At 72.2% G+C, this 15,024-nt stretch carries 14 protein-coding genes; 9 read left to right on the top strand and 5 right to left on the bottom strand.

Annotation, left to right across the window (positions count from 1 at the left end; genetic code table 11):
* Nucleotides 1–85: 85 nt before the first annotated feature.
* The gene (gene kynU, locus ACQPZZ_RS38255) at nucleotides 86–1,324 is read left to right on the top strand and encodes a kynureninase (RefSeq protein ID WP_432927202.1); all 1,239 of its coding nucleotides are present in this window, start codon (nucleotides 86–88) and stop codon (nucleotides 1,322–1,324) included.
* Nucleotides 1,325–1,330: 6 nt separating this feature from the next.
* Here kynU and ACQPZZ_RS38250 read toward each other — a convergent pair whose 3' ends face one another.
* The gene (locus tag ACQPZZ_RS38250) at nucleotides 1,331–1,750 is read right to left on the bottom strand and encodes a ClpX C4-type zinc finger protein (RefSeq protein ID WP_432927200.1); all 420 of its coding nucleotides are present in this window, start codon (nucleotides 1,748–1,750) and stop codon (nucleotides 1,331–1,333) included.
* A gap of 70 nt (nucleotides 1,751–1,820) precedes the next feature.
* Here ACQPZZ_RS38250 and ACQPZZ_RS38245 point away from each other — a divergent pair, with 70 nt between their 5' ends.
* A complete protein-coding gene (locus ACQPZZ_RS38245; protein WP_432934682.1) occupies nucleotides 1,821–2,372 on the top strand; it encodes a TIGR03668 family PPOX class F420-dependent oxidoreductase in 552 nt (183 codons plus the stop codon).
* Between the two features lie 60 nt (nucleotides 2,373–2,432).
* Here the strand turns inward: ACQPZZ_RS38245 and ACQPZZ_RS38240 are convergent, their stop codons facing one another.
* Complete coding sequence (locus ACQPZZ_RS38240) at nucleotides 2,433–3,245, bottom strand: isocitrate lyase/PEP mutase family protein (protein ID WP_432927198.1); 813 nt, start codon at nucleotides 3,243–3,245, stop codon at nucleotides 2,433–2,435.
* A 173-nt stretch (nucleotides 3,246–3,418) separates the two neighbouring features.
* Between ACQPZZ_RS38240 and ACQPZZ_RS38235 the strand changes: the two genes are divergently transcribed.
* From ACQPZZ_RS38235 to ACQPZZ_RS38215, 5 genes are all read left to right on the top strand, one after another.
* Entirely contained in the window at nucleotides 3,419–4,066 is a 648-nt protein-coding gene (locus tag ACQPZZ_RS38235; RefSeq protein ID WP_432927196.1) for a mycothiol-dependent nitroreductase Rv2466c family protein, read from the top strand.
* A 149-nt stretch (nucleotides 4,067–4,215) separates the two neighbouring features.
* On the top strand, nucleotides 4,216–5,340 hold the full coding sequence (locus ACQPZZ_RS38230; RefSeq protein ID WP_432927193.1) for a nitronate monooxygenase: 1,125 nt from the start codon (nucleotides 4,216–4,218) through the stop codon (nucleotides 5,338–5,340).
* A 254-nt stretch (nucleotides 5,341–5,594) separates the two neighbouring features.
* Entirely contained in the window at nucleotides 5,595–6,779 is a 1,185-nt protein-coding gene (locus tag ACQPZZ_RS38225; protein WP_363642173.1) for an ROK family protein, read from the top strand.
* A 168-nt stretch (nucleotides 6,780–6,947) separates the two neighbouring features.
* Nucleotides 6,948–7,265 (top strand): hypothetical protein, encoded by a 318-nt coding sequence (locus tag ACQPZZ_RS38220; RefSeq protein ID WP_432927191.1) that lies wholly within the window; start codon nucleotides 6,948–6,950, stop codon nucleotides 7,263–7,265.
* Between the two features lie 190 nt (nucleotides 7,266–7,455).
* Nucleotides 7,456–10,077, top strand: coding sequence for a discoidin domain-containing protein (locus ACQPZZ_RS38215; RefSeq protein WP_432927189.1), 2,622 nt, complete (start codon nucleotides 7,456–7,458; stop codon nucleotides 10,075–10,077).
* A 143-nt stretch (nucleotides 10,078–10,220) separates the two neighbouring features.
* Here ACQPZZ_RS38215 and ACQPZZ_RS38210 read toward each other — a convergent pair whose 3' ends face one another.
* The gene (locus tag ACQPZZ_RS38210; protein ID WP_432927187.1) at nucleotides 10,221–10,946 is read right to left on the bottom strand and encodes a response regulator; all 726 of its coding nucleotides are present in this window, start codon (nucleotides 10,944–10,946) and stop codon (nucleotides 10,221–10,223) included.
* 79 nt (nucleotides 10,947–11,025) lie between these two features.
* Nucleotides 11,026–12,114, bottom strand: coding sequence for a sensor histidine kinase (locus ACQPZZ_RS38205; protein ID WP_432927185.1), 1,089 nt, complete (start codon nucleotides 12,112–12,114; stop codon nucleotides 11,026–11,028).
* A 231-nt stretch (nucleotides 12,115–12,345) separates the two neighbouring features.
* Between ACQPZZ_RS38205 and ACQPZZ_RS38200 the strand changes: the two genes are divergently transcribed.
* Both ACQPZZ_RS38200 and ACQPZZ_RS38195 read left to right on the top strand, forming a co-directional pair.
* Complete coding sequence (locus ACQPZZ_RS38200; RefSeq protein WP_432927183.1) at nucleotides 12,346–13,767, top strand: APC family permease; 1,422 nt, start codon at nucleotides 12,346–12,348, stop codon at nucleotides 13,765–13,767.
* A gap of 101 nt (nucleotides 13,768–13,868) precedes the next feature.
* A complete protein-coding gene (locus ACQPZZ_RS38195) occupies nucleotides 13,869–14,510 on the top strand; it encodes a phosphatase PAP2 family protein (RefSeq protein ID WP_432927181.1) in 642 nt (213 codons plus the stop codon).
* 17 nt (nucleotides 14,511–14,527) lie between these two features.
* Here ACQPZZ_RS38195 and ACQPZZ_RS38190 read toward each other — a convergent pair whose 3' ends face one another.
* A complete protein-coding gene (locus tag ACQPZZ_RS38190) occupies nucleotides 14,528–15,022 on the bottom strand; it encodes a MarR family winged helix-turn-helix transcriptional regulator (protein ID WP_432927179.1) in 495 nt (164 codons plus the stop codon).
* Nucleotides 15,023–15,024 lie beyond the last annotated feature (2 nt).

The raw sequence follows: 15,024 nt of genomic DNA, 5'->3' as shown, positions 1-15,024 counted from the left end.
TTACCGGCACCGTGAACGCTCCGTCATCACGACCACTACAAGATCGGATATTTCGGTACATAATGCGGTGACGAAGGAGTTGCCGATGGTTCTCAGCCGTGCCGAATGCCAGGACCTCGACGCCAAGGACCCGCTCGCGGGGTTCCGGGACGAGTTCTCGCTGCCTCCCGGGGTCGTCTATCTGCTGGGCAACTCGCTCGGCGCGCTGCCCCGGCACACGCCGCAGAAGGTGGCCCACACGGTCGAGACCGAGTGGGGTGTGCATCTGGGGGCGAGCTGGAACACGGCCGGCTGGTGGGACATGCCGCAGACCACCGGCGACCGCATCGCGCCCCTGATCGGCGCGCGCCCGGGAGACGTGCTGGCCGGCGACTCCACCTCGGTGAACATCTTCAAGCTGGTCACCGCCGCCCTTCCGCTGCGGCCCGGCCGCCGGGTGATCGTCTCGGACCTGGACAACTTCCCCACGGACCGGTACGTCGTGGAGGGCGCCGCCCGGGCGCTCGGCGCGTACGAGATCCGGGACATCGGCGAGGGCGGCCGTTCGCTGGAGGACGCCCTCGGCGAGGACGTGGCTCTCGTGCTGCTGTCGCACGTGGACTACCGGACCGGCGCGGCCAGGGACATGGCGGCGGTGACGGAGCGGGTCCGGGCGGCCGGCGCGCTCATGATGTGGGACCTGTGCCACAGCGCCGGGGCGCTGTCCGTTCGGGTGGGCGAGGCCGACTTCGCCGTCGGTTGCACGTACAAGTACCTGAACGCCGGGCCCGGCGCTCCCGCGTACCTGTACGTGGCGCCGCGCCATCAGGACGCCGTCCACAACGTGCTTTCGGGCTGGCACGGTCATGCCGCGCCCTTCGACTTCGAACCGCACTACCGCCCCGCCGCCGGTGTGCGGCGCTTCGCCACGGGCAGCCCGCCGATCCTGTCCTACGCCGCGCTGAACGCGTCCCTCGACATCTGGGAGCGGGTGGACCTGGGCGAGGTCAGAGCCAAGAGCGTGGCCCTGACCTCGCTGTTCATCGACCTGCTCGACGAGATCGTCGACCCGGGGCTCGGGCTCGCCCTGGCCACCCCGCGCGACCCGGAGCGGCGGGGCAGCCAGGTCAGCTACCGTCACCCGCAGGGCTACCCCGTGGCCCGCGCGCTCGCGGACCGGGGCGTGATGGGCGACTACCGCGAGCCGGACTTCGTCCGTTTCGGCTTCGCCCCGCTGTACCTGCGCCATGTCGACGTGTACGACGCGGCGACGGCGCTGGCCGAGGTGCTCGGCGAGGAGCTGTGGCGGGACGAGCGCTACGCGCGGCGGCTCACCGTCACCTGACGTGCGTCAGCGGCCGCGGCGGGCCAGCCCGGCGACGATATCGCCGGCCAGCGCCACACAGCGGTCGCAGATGCGCCCGCCCTCGCCGTGCACCATGTGCACGCGGGGGCCGGGCGGCCTGCGGCAGAAGGAGCAGGCGGCGTCGCGCTTCATGCGGCGGTTGACCAGGTGCCGGTGGGCGAAGGCGGGTGTGAAGCGCCTGCGGCTGCTCCGCCTGATGTATCCGAACCGCTCACCGATGGCGGTCCAGGACGCGCCGGCCTCACGGGCCCGGCACACGGCGAGATCGATCAGGGCGTCCGCGTCGCCGCCCGATTCGCCGGACAGTTCCCGGCAGAAGGCGATGACGGCGGACAGGACTTCCAGGGGGTTTTCGGGGTCGGATGCGCGCGAGCGGGCCCGCTCGAGTAACTCAGATGCCTCCATGGCGGACACCATAGGCCGCCGTACAAAGACGATCAAGCGTGACCACGGCGCGTAGGCTGGCCAGGTGAGAATGCCCGAGGGGCGCGCCCGGGAGTGGTTCGCGGCGGCCCGGGTGGCCCGCCTCGCGACCGCCGGGGCCGAGGGCGCCCCGCGGCTCGTTCCCGTCACCTTCGCCCTGGTGTACGGCCCCGATGCCTCGGTGTACGGCCCCGGGCCCGGTGACGGGGGAGTGCCCGCGACCGGCGGGGGAGCAGGGCCCGGCGCGGAGCTGTTCGGTGGGCTGGGCGGTGGGCTCGGCACTGTCGTGACGGCCGTGGACCACAAGCCGAAGAGCACCACCGACCTGCGGCGGCTGCGCGACATCCGCGACAATCCCCGCGTCTGCCTCCTGGCGGACCACTACGAAGACGACTGGGAACGGCTGTGGTGGGTGCGCGCCGACGGGCACGCCCGCGTCGTGGAGGGCGGCCCCGAGCGTGAGCAGGCCGTGGCGTGGCTGGTGCGCAGGTACGCCCAGTATCGCGAACGTCCCCCCGCCGGGCCCGCGGTCCTCGTCCGGGTCGATCGCTGGTCGGGCTGGTCGTACGCGGCGGAGCCGGAGCGGCCGCCCGGAGCAAGGTAGGCGAACCAGGTCAGGGCGGCCCCCGGTGGTGGGCGTGGTGCGGATCGGGACGCGGGCGGGTCAGGCGGGTGGGAAGGGGTCGTCGCCTCGGGCGATCGTGTCGAGCATGCCGGCCGTGAACGCCTGGGTCGCACGGTGGATGCCGGAGCCGAGGCTGACCCTGGCCACGCCGAGGGCCGCGAGGTCACGGATGGAAGGCACGCCGGGCCACATCAGCACGTTGATCGGGCCGCCGATCTCCCGCGCGAGCGTGCCGATGACCTCGGGATCGCTCGCGAGGATCGGGTAGACGCAGTCGGCGCCGGCGTCGAGGTAGCGGCCGGCCCGGTCGAGCGCCTCCGCGAGCCTCTCTCCAGGAGTCCCCGCGCCGTGGATGAAGGTGTCCACGCGGGCGTTGATCACGAGGTCGGTTCCGGCCTCGGCCGCCGCCGCCCGTACGGCGGCCAGGAAGTCCGCCTGCTCGGCTGCGTCGATCATCGTGCCGGTCGCCGGGTCGGAGTCCTCCAGGTTGCAGCCCACGGCGCCGGCGGCGGCCAGCCGTTCGACGAGCTCGGCGGGCTCCAGACCGTAGCCGCGCTCCACGTCGGCGGTGACGGGGACGGCCACGACGCGGGTGATGCGGGCCACGGCCGCGAACATCTCGTCCACGGGCGTGTCCTGCCCGTCCTCGTAGCCCAGCACGGCGGCGACGGCCGCGCTGCTGGTCGCGACGGCGGGGAAGCCCGCCGCCTCGACGGCACGCGCCGACGCGGCGTCCCAGGCGTTGGGCAGCACGACGGGGTCACCGGGCACATGGAGCGCCCGGAAGGTCACGGCCCCCTCGTGAACCGCCGGATCGCCGTGGGTCGCCGCGTTCTCGTGAATCTCAGCCATGAGGTCAGCCTAGAGAGCCCGGCCGGAGGCCTGAACTCAATCATCCCTGCCGGGAATTAAGGGAAAGCACCGGGGGTTCAAGGGATCGGGCCCGGTGACGCGTCACGCTGCCCTTGGATACGCTCGCCGGACCGGCCCCCCGATTCATCCGCCTCATCCCGTCAGGAACGTTTATGAGCAACATCGACAGGACTGCCGACCAGGCCGGGGCGGACAGCCGTCCCACGGTGGACTTCTACTTCGACCCCGTCTGCCCCTACGCGTGGATCACATCGCGGTGGATCCTCGAGGTCGAGAAGCAGCGCGACCTCGACCTCCGGTTCCGGGTGATGAGTCTTTCCGTGCTGAACGAGGGCAAGCAGGACGTGTCCGATTTCTATCGCGAAGCCGTGCCCAGGTGGTGGGGCCCGGTCCGGGTGTGCGTCGCCGCCGCACAGCAGCACGGCGAGGGCGTGTTGCGCGACCTGTACACGGCGATGGGCACCCGCATCCACAACCAGAACAACAAGGACTACGGGCTCGTGGCCAAGGAGGCGCTCGCCGAGGTCGGGCTGCCGGTGGAGCTGGCCGACGCCGCCGGCACCGACGAGTACGACGAGATCGTGCGCCGGTTGCACCACGAGGGCATGGACCCGGTCGGCGACGAGGTCGGCACGCCGACCATCCACATCGACGGCGTGGCGTTCTTCGGGCCGGTGATGACCCGCATCCCGCGGGGCGAGGAGGCCCTCCGCATCTACGACGGCGCCCTCGCCATGGCGAAGTTCCCGTATTTCTATGAGCTGAAGCGCAGCCGCACCACCGACCCCGAATTCGACTGACCCGCGACTTCGACTGGGCCCGCGACTTCGACTGGGCCCGCGACTTCGGCTCGGCCTGCGACCTGGGCTCGGCCCGCGGCTTCTGCGGGGGCCGCAGGGGCGCTCGCCGATCGCGTTCTACGCTGCTGTAAGACGAGTGAGGAGGTCTCGTGACCGGTCGTGTCCTGCCCTTCGGGCCGTCGAACCCGATCATCCAGGCGCCCATGGCGGGCGGTGCGTCCACCCCTGCCCTGGCGGCGGCGGTGTCCGGGGCGGGCGGCCTCGGGTTCCTCGCGGCGGGCTACCGTACGGCGGAGGACGTGCGCCGGGAGATCGCGGCGGTGCGCGAGCGGACGGACCGGCCGTTCGGCGTGAACGTCTTCATCCCCGGCCCCGAAGTCGTCCGGCCCGAGTCCTCCCGGCCCGAGTCCTCCCGGCCGGAGTTCGCCGGGCCCGAGTCGGCCGACGCGGCCGCGGTGGCGCGTTACCGCGACGAACTCCTCCCCGAGGCCGAGCGGTACGGCGTGACGCTGCCCGAGGCGCCGGGTCCGGACGACGACGAGTGGGACGCCAAGATCGACCTGCTGGTGGACGAACAGGTGCCGGTGGCCGGTTTCACCTTCGGCTGCCCGCCGCCCGAGGTGACGGGCCGCCTGCACGACGCCGGAGCCGTCGTCATGGTGATGGTGAACACCCCGTGGGAGGCGGTCGCGGCGGCCGATGCCGGAGCCGACGCCGTGGTCGTCCAGGGGCCCGGCGCAGGTGGGCACCAGGCGGCCTTCCTGCCCGCGCCTCCCTCCTGGCCGTCCTCCTGGGAGGCGCCCGACGATCTGGCGGAACTCGTGTCCCTCGTGCGGGAGCACACCGGCGTCCCGCTCGTGGCCGCCGGGGGGATCATGGACGGTGCGGACGTCGCCGCCGTCCTGTCCGCGGGCGCGGTCGCCGCGCAACTCGGCACCGCGTTCCTGCGTACGCCGGAGAGCGGGGCGCACCCCGTGCACAAGGCCGCCCTCGCCGATCCCCGGTTCACCCGCACCGCGTTCACCCGGGCCTTCTCGGGACGTACGGCACGCGGCCTGGCCAACCGGTTCATGGCCGAGCACGAGGCGTCGGCACCCGCGTGCTACCCGCAGGTGCACCACCTGACGAAGGGGTTGCGGCGGGCCGCGGCGGAGCACGGCGACCCCGAGGCGATGGCCCTGTGGTGCGGCCGGGGATACCGTCGCTGCCGTGACCTTCCCGCCGCCGCCCTCGTCGAGGTCCTCATGAAGGAGCTCGCGACCGCCCGCGCATGACCGCGTAGGCGCCGCGCGTCCTGCCGCCGCGCCGGGCGGCGGGCCGCGTGCGCGAGGCCTCGGTGGCAGTCATCACGATTGTCTGAGATCAAGGTGCCGTGGTGTTGGTTCAGGGTCCGGAAGAAGGGCGAGGGCGACACGCGGGCTTAACGGACGGGTAACCGGGAGATGCGACCGTGCAGAGGCCTGAGAAGGGCGGAGGTGCTTGTTTTCACCTCTGAACTAAGATGACCGTGTCGACGGGGAGGGTGGTCATGGCGAGGCCTCAGCGCAGGACGGTACGGGACATCCGCAGAGGCAACCGGGCCGTGTTGCTGCGCGCGCTCTACTTCTCCGGCCCGACCAGCCGCAACGACCTCACCGCCCGCACCGGCCTGAGCGCCGCCACGGTCAGCACGATGACCGCCGGCCTGCTGAGCGAGAACATCGTCGTCGAGGCGGGCCAGGTGGAGTCCGACGGCGGCCGGCCCCGCGTGCTGCTGCGGGTCAACCCCGAGTACGGCTTCGCCGTGGGCGTCGACGTGGCCGAGACCCACGTGCGGGTGGGGTTGTTCGACCTGGAGATGACCGAGCGGGCCAAGGTGGACTACATGCTGCGGCCGGCCCGTCACGACCCCGAACTGATCGCCCGGCACATCCTCGCGGGCGTCGAGGTCGTGCTGTCCGACGCGGGCGTGTCGCCCGAGCAGGTGCTCGGCATCGGTGTGGGGGTCCCCGGCATCGTCGAGCCGGGCGCCGACGGCGTCATCCATGCCAAGACCTTCGGCTGGGACGGCGTTCCGCTTGGAGCGCTCCTGCGCCGCGGCACCTCGCTCCCGCTGTACGTGGACAACGGCGCCAAGACGATGGGCCAGGCCGAGTTGTGGTTCGGCTCGGGCCGGGGCGCCTCCGACGCGGTCATCGTGCTGCTCGGCGTGGGCGTGGGCGCGACCATCGTGGCCGACGGCACCACGTTCCGCGGGGTCAGCAGCAGCGCCGGGGAGTGGGGCCACACGAAGATCGTCGCGAACGGGCGGCCCTGCCGCTGCGGCGGACGCGGCTGCCTGGAGGCGTACGTCGGCATCGAGGCCATCCTCGACCGGGCGGGTGTCACCTCGCGCGGCGACTGGGAGGACGACCTCGCCCAGGTGCTCGCGTCGAAGTCTCCGGTGGTCGAGGAGACCGTCACCTACCTGGGCGTCGGCCTGGCCAACCTGGTCAACCTCGTCAACCCCGAGAAGATCGTGATCGGCGGCTGGGTGGGGATCCAGCTCGGCGAGAGCCTGCTGCCCGGCATCCGCCGCGCCACCGCGGACAACTCGCTGGCCGAGCCGTACGCCGCGACGTCGATCGTCCTGGGCCGTCTCGGCCCCGACGCGGTCGCGCTGGGGGCCGCCACGCTCGTGCTCGAGGAGTTCCTGAACGCGCCCCAGGTCGCCCGGATCACCGCCGCGGGCTGACTCGCGGGCCTGCGGGAAGGCGGGGGTCCGCCGGCAGGGCGAGCACGGTCATCGGGAGGAACCCGCGGCGCCGGCACCGGGCGTGAGCAGGTGGAGCCGGTCCTGACAGCCCGGTTCCGGCTGACAGAGGCTCAGCCGTACGGAGGAGTCGTCGAGGTGCCGGCTCTGGTGCGACAGCACGAGGTCGCCGACGGCGGGATGACGGAAGGTCTTGGCGCCGCCGCGCCGGGCACCGCGTTCGTGACCGAGCAGGGGGCGGCGACCACCGTGTGGGCGGCGACGGCGCCCGAGCTGTCGGGTGCCGGCGGGGGACACCTGGAAGACTGCTCCTTCGCCCGGCCGTGGCACGGTGACGGCCCACCGCCGCGCGGCCACTACCTTCCGTACGCGATGGACGCCGGGCGTGCCGACCGTCTGTGGGCGCTGTCCGAGCGGCTGCTCGCCGGGCCGACGACGGAAGGGCAGGGCGCGACCGGTGGGATGTGACGCCCCGGAGGGGCGCGGGGGTCGGCGCCCTGCCGGAGACCGGCTTTCGAGCGGCCGTGGAAGCCGGAGATACTTCTGACTGTGAAATAAGCCTTGACATAAGCGGAGGAGCGGGCGCACTCTCAGTCCGCTGGACCTCTCTCATCCCCCGAACCCTCGCCCGAGGGGCTCCGCAGCCAAGGAGACGTGCATGCCTCCATCCTTACGGCTTCACTCCACGCGCCGGCGGCGCGGACGTTCCGGCCGGGTCGCCGCCGGGCTGGTCGCGCTGGCGACCTTCGCGGCCGTGACCGGCGTCGTCCCCACCACCTACAGCGCCACGGCGGCGGCCTGCGGCACGGCCAACGTCGCGCAGGGCAGGCCGTCGTCGGCCTCTTCCACCGAGAACGCCGCGTCCCCGGCGTCGGCCGCGTTCGACGGCGACACCGGCACCCGGTGGTCGAGCGCGTTCAGCGACCCGCAGTGGATTCAGGTGGATCTCGGCAGTTCGCAGCAGATCTGCCGGGTCGTGCTCAACTGGGAGACCGCCCGCGCCCAGACCTTCAAGATTCAGGTGTCGGCCGACGGTTCTGCCTGGTCGGATGCGACCGCCACGGTGAACGGCGTGAGCGGGACGCAGTCGCTCGACGTGTCGGCGACCGGCCGCTACGTCCGCATGACCGGCCTCACCCGGGCCACGGCGTACGGCTACTCGCTCTGGGAGTTCGCCGTCAACGTGGCCTCAGGCGGCGGGACCGCCTGTGGCACCGCGAACGTCGCGCAGGGCAGGCCGTCGTCGGCCTCTTCCACCGAGAACGCCGCGTCCCCGGCGTCGGCCGCGTTCGACGGCGACACCGGCACCCGGTGGTCGAGCGCGTTCAGCGACCCGCAGTGGATTCAGGTGGATCTCGGCAGTTCGCAGCAGATCTGCAAGGTGATCCTGAACTGGGAGGCCGCCCGCGCCCAGACCTTCAAGATTCAGGTGTCGGCCGACGGTTCGGCCTGGTCGGACGCGACCGCCACGGTGAACGGCGTGAGCGGGACGCAGTCGCTCGACGTGTCGGCGACCGGCCGCTACGTGCGGATGTACGGCCTGACCAGGGCCACGGCGTACGGCTACTCGCTCTGGGAGTTCGCCGTCAACACCACCGGCGGCGGTGACGACGGCGGCCCCACCCTTCCGGGCGGCGGCGACCTCGGGCCGAACGTGAGAATCTTCGACCCGTCGATGTCGAGCGCGAGCATCCAGAGCACGCTCGACACCATCTTCAGGCAGCAGGAGTCGAACCAGTTCGGCAGCCAGCGCTACGCGCTGCTGTTCAAACCGGGCACCTACAGCGGCCTGAACGCCCAGATCGGCTTCTACACCTCGATCGCCGGTCTCGGCCAGTCGCCCGACAACGTCACGATCAACGGGGACATCACCGTCGACGCCGGGTGGTTCAACGGCAACGCCACCCAGAACTTCTGGCGGTCGGCGGAGAACCTGGCCGTCGTCCCGGTCAACGGCACCGACCGGTGGGCCGTGGCCCAGGCCGCGCCGTTCCGGCGGATCCACGTGCGCGGCGGGCTGAACCTCGCCCCCAACGGGTACGGCTGGGCCAGCGGCGGCTACATCGCCGACAGCAAGATCGACGGCACGGTCGGCCCCTACTCCCAGCAGCAGTGGTTCACCCGCGACAGCACCATCGGCGGCTGGACCAACGGCGTCTGGAACATGGTGTTCTCCGGCGTCGTCGGCGCTCCGGCGCAGAGCTTCCCGAACCCGCCGTACACGACGCTCGCGACCAGCCCGGTCACCCGGGAGAAGCCGTACCTGTACGTGGACTCGGGCGGCGCCTACCGCGTCTTCGTCCCGTCGCTGCGGACGAACTCCAGCGGCGTGAGCTGGGCGAACGGCGCGACCCCCGGCACGTCGATCCCGCTCACGCAGTTCTACGTCGCCAAGCCGTCCGACAGCGCCGCCACGCTCAACCAGGCGCTGAGCCAGGGGCTCAACCTGCTGTTCACGCCGGGCGTCTATCACCTCAACCAGACGCTGAACGTGACCAGGCCGGACACCGTGGTCCTCGGGCTCGGCTACGCCACGCTGATCCCGGACAACGGGGTCGTCGCGATGAACGTCGCGGACGTCGACGGCGTGAAGATCGCCGGTCTGCTGCTCGACGCCGGCACGGTCAACTCGCCGGTGCTGCTGCGGGTGGGCTCCGACGGCGCCTCGGCGAGCCACGCCGGCAACCCCACCTCGATCCAGGACGTGTTCTTCCGGATCGGCGGCGCGGGCCCCGGCTCGGCCACGACCAGCCTGGTCGTGAACAGCAACAACACGATCATCGACCACATCTGGGCGTGGCGGGCCGACCACGGCGCGGGCGTGGGCTGGAACACCAACCCCGCCGACACCGGCCTGATCGTCAACGGCGACAACGTGACGGCGTACGGCCTGTTCGTCGAGCACTACAAGAAGTACGAGGTGATCTGGAACGGCCAGGGCGGAAAGACGATCTTCTTCCAGAACGAGCTGCCCTACGACCCGCCCAACCAGGCGTCCTGGATGAACGGCTCGACCCGCGGCTACGCCGCCTACAAGGTGGCCGACTCCGTGACCAGCCACGAGGCCTGGGGCATGGGCAGCTACTGCAACTTCAGCACCGATCCCTCGATCGTGGCCGAGCGTGGTTTCGAGGCCCCGAACAGATCGGGGGTGAAGTTCCACGACCTGCTCACCGTGTCGCTGGGCGGGGTGGGAACGATCGCCCATGTGATCAACACCACGGGCGGCGCGGCCCAGGGCACGGCCACCGTCCCGGTGAACGTCGTCAGCTACCCCTGATGAAACGGCCCCTGATGAAGGGCCCCTGATGAAGGGCCACTGATGAACGGCGGCCCCTGACGGTACGACCGGAGGTCCGGGCGGCGGCGAGAGCACTCCCGCCGCCCGGACCCGTGTGCGCCTCGGCGGCGCCCGGGTCCGGTTCAGGGAGACGAGCGCCGTCCCCGGAGGCCGGGCTCGGGACGGGGGCGGGGCGTCGGCCGATCGCGGTGCGGCGAGATGAGCGAGGCGGCCAGCGCCTTGTTGACCGCGTCGATCCGGGAGACCGCGCCGAGCTTGGTGAAGACGTTGTGCAGGTGCCGTTTGACCGTCGCCTCGGTGAGGGTGAGCCGGGTGGCGATCTGCTGGTTGCTCAGCGCCTGGGCGGCGAGCTCGAGGATCTCCCGCTCCCTGCCGGTCAGCACCACCCGCGACCCGCCCCCCTGTATCCCATCCCCCTGCAGCTGGGCGAACGCGTCGCGCGAGACGGCGAGCACGAGCCGGTCGGGGTCGTTCCTGACGCTTTTGACGGCCGAGATCAGCTCCTGGCGGTGCACGCTTTTCAGCAGGTAGCCGCGGACGCCGGCCGCGAGCAGGCGGCCCAGCAGCTGCGGGCCGTCGTACATGCTGAGGATGATGATCTGCGACTCGGGTGAGATCGCGCGCATCCGGGCCACGGTCCGCGTGGCGTCGTCACCGGGGATCTCGACGTCCAGGAGGACCACATCGGGCCGCTCCCGCTCCACCAGGGTCACCGCTCCGCCGGAGTCGCCCGCCTCGCCGACGACCTCGAAGTCCTCCTGGGCCTCCAGGATTTCGCGCAGGCCCTCCCGGAACAACGCGTGGTCGTCGATGAGGGCGATGGTGATCGGGCTGCCGGACCGGCTCATCGGATACCTCCGGGGAGACCCCTGCTCGGGCGGGATGGAATCGGACCCAACGGTGGAGTGCGACGGGCACCGGCCGCCGTCAACCGTCGAGCCGGGAGAAGGGCACGTGCAGTTCGACGTGTGTGCCGTGACCGGGCCTGCTCGTGACGGTGGCCGTCCCTCCGATGATCGCGGCACGCTCCCGCATCGACAGCAGGCCGACCCCGTCCGGCCGGCCGCTCCCCTCGGCGAAGCCCAGGCCGTCGTCGTCCACGGACGCCCGCAGTTCGTGCGGGGCGAAGTCGACCCGGATCAGCACCTTGGTGGGATCGCCGTGGCTGAGCGCGTTCCTGGTCGCCTCGCGCAGGATGAGGAAGGACTCGTCGCGCACGGCGGGGGAGGCCCACGTCTCGTCTCCGCTGACCCGCAGCCGGACGTCCACGTCGTCCACGTCCACGGTTTCGAGGTAATAGAGCAGGGCCTTCTCCAGGCTGCCCCGCGGCTCATGCGGGTGCAGTTCGCCGGTGACCGCGCGCAGGTTCCGCATGGTCTCCAGGATGGCCCGCTGGGCGGTCTCCACCTTGGCGGTCGCCGTGGCGGGCTTGCTCGCCCGGTGCATGTCGTACAGCTCCAGCTGCCGGTGGGCGGCGCTGAGGCCGTGCCCGATCCGGTCGTGCAGTTCGCGGGCGATTCGGCGGCGCTCCTCGATCTGGGCCTCGCGGACCTTGTCGAGCAGGAAACTGGAGTAGCCGGCCGCCGACTCCCTGATCCGCGCCGTGACGCTGCGCTCCAGCCCCAGCACGACCAGCGCGAACAGCCGCATCGACGCGCCGTCGCCGGGCATCCGCTCCAGCAGGTGGGCCACCACCGTCTGGAACCACACCGAGGCCGCTCGTAGCGACTCGTCCGGGTGAACCCCGGTCGCCGCCCTGGTCGCGCCCACCTCCCACGCGATGAGCTTGTGGGAGTCGCCCACCCTGATGCTGCCGGCCCGCAGCGTCTCGGCCACGTCGTCGAGGATCTGCTCGGCGTTGGCCAGCGTCTGCCGGAGGGCGACCGGATCACGGCTGATCGGGCTGTCCAGTGCCGCGAGGCTCTGTGCGTACGCTTCCAGAATTTCGGCGCGATGCGCTTCCAGGAAACCCTCGACGTCCGGGACCGCCGCCCCCGGATTTCGGTCTCCCGCCAATGGACCCCCCGAGAGAAAGCGGACGAGTGCCTCCATCCTGGACCACGCCGCATGTCCAGACAATGAGAATCGCGATGCCGGCGGGGAGAGGCCGGACCTACACCTTTCGATACCTCCCGCCGATCGTCCGGATGATTTCCGGCGCACTGTAGTGGCTGTTTCCTTGCCCGTTGACCAGGGCGTTCATAGCGTCGGTGCGGTCATGCTCCGCCGAATGGAAGGTGAGCGCGAATGGCTCGGACGAGCGTCACGTCCCGCGTCACCCCTGCCGTCACACCCACGGTTTCACCACGGGCGGCCTCAGTCGGGGCGGCCTCAGTCGGGGCAGCCTCATCCGGTGACGCCTCATCTGGGGCCGCCCCGGGGGGCCGCCTCACGGCGGCCCAGGGCACCGCCATGTATGTCGGCGCGGTGCTCGGCACGGGCGTGATCGCCCTGCCCGCGCTCGCGGCCCAGGCCGCCGGGCCGGCGTCGTTGCTGGCCTGGCTCGGCCTGGTCGTGCTGTCCGCCCCGCTGGCCGCGGCGTTCGCCGCGCTCGGCGCGCGCCATCCGGACTCCGGAGGCGTGTCGACCTATGCCCGCCTCGCCTTCGGGGACCGGGCCGCCGTCGTCGTCGGCTGGTGCTTCTACTTCGCGATACCGCCGAGCGCCGCCGCCGCGGCGCTGTTCGGCGGCGAATACGTCGCCGCGGCGGTGGGCGGCGGCACCGGCACCGCGACGCTGACGGCGGCGGCGCTGATGACGGTCGTGACCGTGTCGAACGCCTCCGGGCTGCGGGTGACCGGCCGGGTCCAGCTCGGGCTGGCCGGGCTGCTCGTCGCGTTGCTCGTCGTCGCCGTCGCGTTGTCGCTCCCGCACGCCGACGCGGCCAACCTGCGGCCGTTCGCCCCGCACGGCTGGACGGCGATCGGCCCGGCGGCGGCCCTGCTGGTGTGGAGCTTCGCCGGCTGGGAGGCGATCACCCACCTCGCCGCCGATTTCCGCAGGCCGTCCAGGGACCTGCCCAGGGCCGCCGCGGCCGCCGTCGTGCTGGTCGGCGTGCTGTACCTGTCGGTCGCCTTCGCCACCGTCGCGGTCCTCGGCCCGGCCGCCGGAGGCGCGCGGGCGCCCCTCGGCGACCTGCTGGCCCTCGGTCTCGGCGGCAACGCCCGGCTGCTCGCCGCCGTGGCCGCCCTGCTGCTGACGCTCGGCGCGATGAACGCGTACTGGGCCGGGGCGGCCAAGCTCGGCGCGGCCCTCGGCCGCGACGGCGCCCTGCCCGGCTGGCTCTCCCGGGGCAGCGTGGCCGGGGAGGTGCCCCGGCGCAGCCTCGCGGTCGTCGCCGTGCTGTCCTTCCTCGCCCTCGCCGTCGTGTACGCGGCGGGGACCGGCATCCGTCCGCTGGTGCTGATGACCAACGGGTCCTTCGTGGTGGTCTACGCGATCGGTGTGGCGGCCGCCATCCGGCTGCTGCCGCGCGGCCGGGCCAGGGCCGCCGCCCTGCTCGCGCTCGTGGCGGTCGCCCTGCTGGTCGCCGCGTCGGGCGTCTACCTCGTCTGGCCGCTGCTGATCGGCGGCGCCGCCCTGGCGTACGCGCGGTTCACCCGCAGGGAGACGGCCGTTCCGGCCGGCGCGCGCGAGGAGGAGGAGACGACCGTCCCGGCGCACCGTTGACGAAAGTGAGGGGTCACCGGTGACTTTCCGTAAGTGCCCGACGTACCGCCCGGCTCTAGGGTCGATGGGCCGGACGGCGGCACGCACACGGAGGGGAACCGGTGAGCAACGAGATCGAGGACGTCCCGGACATCAGCGCCGAGTTGTATCGGGAGGTCACCGCGTTCGCCCAGCACACCCCGGCATGGGTGCGCGACGCGGCGGAGGTCGCGACGGACGCCGTCCCCGCGCTCCTTTTCGCGTTCCTCGTCTTCGGCTGGTGGCGGGCGCGGCGGGGGGACGACCGCCGCATGGCGCTCGCGCTGCTCGCACCGCTCGCGGTGGTGGGGGCCTATCTCGCGAGTGAGGGCGTCAAGAGCGTCCTGCGGCTGCGGCGCCCCTGCTGGGACCTCGCCGACGTGGTCACGGTGGCGCCCTGCCCGCCGTACGGCGACTGGTCGCTGCCGAGCAACCACTCGACCTTCGCCGCGGCGGCGGCCGTCGCACTGGTCGCCCTGTGGCGCGGTATGGCGGTGGTGGCGCCGGTGCTCGCGCTGCTGGAGGCGTTCTCCCGGGTTTTCGTCGGCGTCCACTACCCGCACGACGTGGCGGCGGGGCTGCTGTTCGGCGCGGTGACCGCGGCGCTGGTCCTGAAGGCCCTGCGGAATCCCGCGACCGCCCTGGTCGCCGCGATGCGGCGACACCCGGCGCTGGCGGCGGTGCTGACCACCGCACGCCCGCCGGTCCCGCCTCTCAGGCGATGACGGCGGGCGCGGTGAGCTCAGCCGTCCTCAAGGGTGGCCAGGTGAGCGGTGACGTCGTCGGCGAAGCGGGCCAGCAGGCGGCCGAGGTCTTCGCGGTCCTGCTCCGACCAGTGGGCGATGGCGCCGGTGAACCAGCCGATGAGCGTCCGCGCGTAGCGGTCGGCGGCCGCCGTGCCCTCGCCGGTCGGCTCGATGAAGCTGACGCGGCGGTCGTTCGGGTCGCCGATGCGGCGGACGAGGCCGCGGCGCTCCAACTGCTGAACCTGCCGGGTGACGTGGGGCTGGACGACCTGCATCTTCTCCGCGATCTCGCTGATCCGCAGCGGCTTGTCGGCCAGATGTACGGACATCAGGACGGAGAAGGCCGGGCGATCCACCTCGATCCCGGCGGCTTTCATCGCGTGCTCGGTCAGGCGGCCGCGGCTGACGGCGTTGCCCAGCTGCGTGAGGCGGGGCATCACGGCCAGCACCTGGTCGTCCACGCTGGCGCGGCCCTCGGGTTCGGCGTTCATCG

This window comes from Microbispora sp. CA-135349 (assembly GCF_050947365.1).
In the GTDB taxonomy this organism is placed as follows: Bacteria; Actinomycetota; Actinomycetes; order Streptosporangiales; family Streptosporangiaceae; genus Microbispora.
Note: the sequence above shows the minus strand (reverse complement) of the source record. Positions and strands in the feature narration are given on the sequence as shown.